Genomic DNA, 1,533 nt, shown 5'->3' with positions numbered 1-1,533 from the left:
CCACTGCGTTCCTATGATCCAACCATCGCACGATGGAATCGTATTGATCCTGTCGTACACCACGGACTCTCTACCTATAATGCCTTTGATAATAACCCGATAGTTTATAGTGATCCTTCTGGGGGGAATAGTGGATATGCTGTTTCTGGGGGGCAATATCATAATGGAAGGTTACTAGAGACTCCTAATAAATATACAGGTGCTTCCGCTGGAGATTATGCTGCTAACGCTTCTTCAGGGTTATATGATAATAATAGTCACATAAACCCAGGTGAGATTACTAGTTACGGAACTAACTTACTTAAAGCATTGGCTTCATTTGAGATTTACTCTAATTGTAATAATTGTCAAGAAGGTCAAGTAAGAGAAATTCCTATGGGCTATGCAATGGATGGACCTATTGGTTCTCAAACTCAGCATTATCATGCAGGAGGAGTTGGAGAAAAAGCAGGATGGTATGATGAAAGTGAATACTATGAGTTATTTAGAACAGAAATAAGAAAAATAGGACAAGGATTCTCTTCAATAGAATCTTTAGAAGATTTTGGATTTACAGAAGATGTTCATAACATTATGGTTGGTTGGGCTTTACAAGCATTACAAGCCTATGGAGGAAAAATGCCAAAAGCAACAGGTAATATTAAAGAAATGGGCTGGGACTCCCCAATCTTTATGATTGCTTCTTTAAGAGCTGTAGGTGCCATGTTCTTAAAGTCAAGCAGGGGTGTAAGCGGAATGGTCGAGCTAAGCGAAGAAACTTTTTCACAGGCATTATTCAAGGGTGCAGAAAAAGTAGGGAATTACTCTATCCATGGAACAAAAGGTTTAGTTGGAAAAACTTTTAATAGAAACATATTCTTAATAGAAAGTCAGACGAAAAGTCTTTCAGGCTTTAAATCTCTAATAAATAGTTTAGAATCTGAAGCATTAAAAGCAGGAGCCAATAAAATTTCAATCTATGGATCTTCAGTAATAAACAAAGGTTTTTTAAATCCTAACATAATGAAGAGATTTGGGTATTCATTTATACAATCGAAGAATGGAATTCTTTTGCAGAAGACTTTAAAATAAATAGTTATGAAAAAAGATAAATCCTCAATTTTAGTTTCAATATTTAAGAGGAAAGGAGGTGAAGGCCAGTATACTAAAATCTTAAATGATTCTATAGATAAAAAGTATAGTGACTTATTATCATCTCAACTAACGAATAATGAAAAAGGATTGCTAATTTACTATTTAGACTCCTCTCATTGGTTTATTTTAACAGACCTAAGGGTTATAAATAATAATGATATGTATTTTAATATTATTGAAAATATTAATATTAAAAAAGTAAGCTTGGCAATTGAAGAAGAATTTAAAGATGGAGTGAGAAATAAAAAAGACTTTACTCGATTATTAATAACAGATCATGAAAATCAAAATCATTTGTTGGAATTAGAAAAAGGGTCTCCTTACGAAGGTATTTATCAGGTTTTACATTTTTTAGCAAACCAGACCGCTCGGATATGATATCGCGGAAATTTTTTCCGT

2 protein-coding genes are annotated in these 1,533 nt (G+C 33.5%); both read left to right on the top strand.

Annotation, left to right across the window (positions count from 1 at the left end; all coding sequences use genetic code 11):
* Positions 1-1,071: RHS repeat-associated core domain-containing protein (locus tag DZ60_RS23775; RefSeq protein WP_034230478.1), on the top strand; the 1,071-nt coding region annotated here is incomplete at its 5' end.
* A 6-nt stretch (positions 1,072-1,077) separates the two neighbouring features.
* Complete coding sequence (locus DZ60_RS0121920) at positions 1,078-1,512, top strand: hypothetical protein (protein WP_025744139.1); 435 nt, start codon at positions 1,078-1,080, stop codon at positions 1,510-1,512.
* Positions 1,513-1,533: the final 21 nt, after the last annotated feature.

Source organism: Aquimarina pacifica, from assembly GCF_000520955.1.
In the GTDB taxonomy this organism is placed as follows: Bacteria; Bacteroidota; Bacteroidia; order Flavobacteriales; family Flavobacteriaceae; genus Aquimarina; species Aquimarina pacifica.
Note: the sequence above shows the minus strand (reverse complement) of the source record. Positions and strands in the feature narration are given on the sequence as shown.

Bases quoted from the DNA above. Each gene is read 5' to 3' on its own strand.
- DZ60_RS0121920 (WP_025744139.1), top strand. From the start codon at position 1,078: ATGAAAAAAGATAAATCCTCAATTTTAGTTTCAATATTTAAGAGGAAA.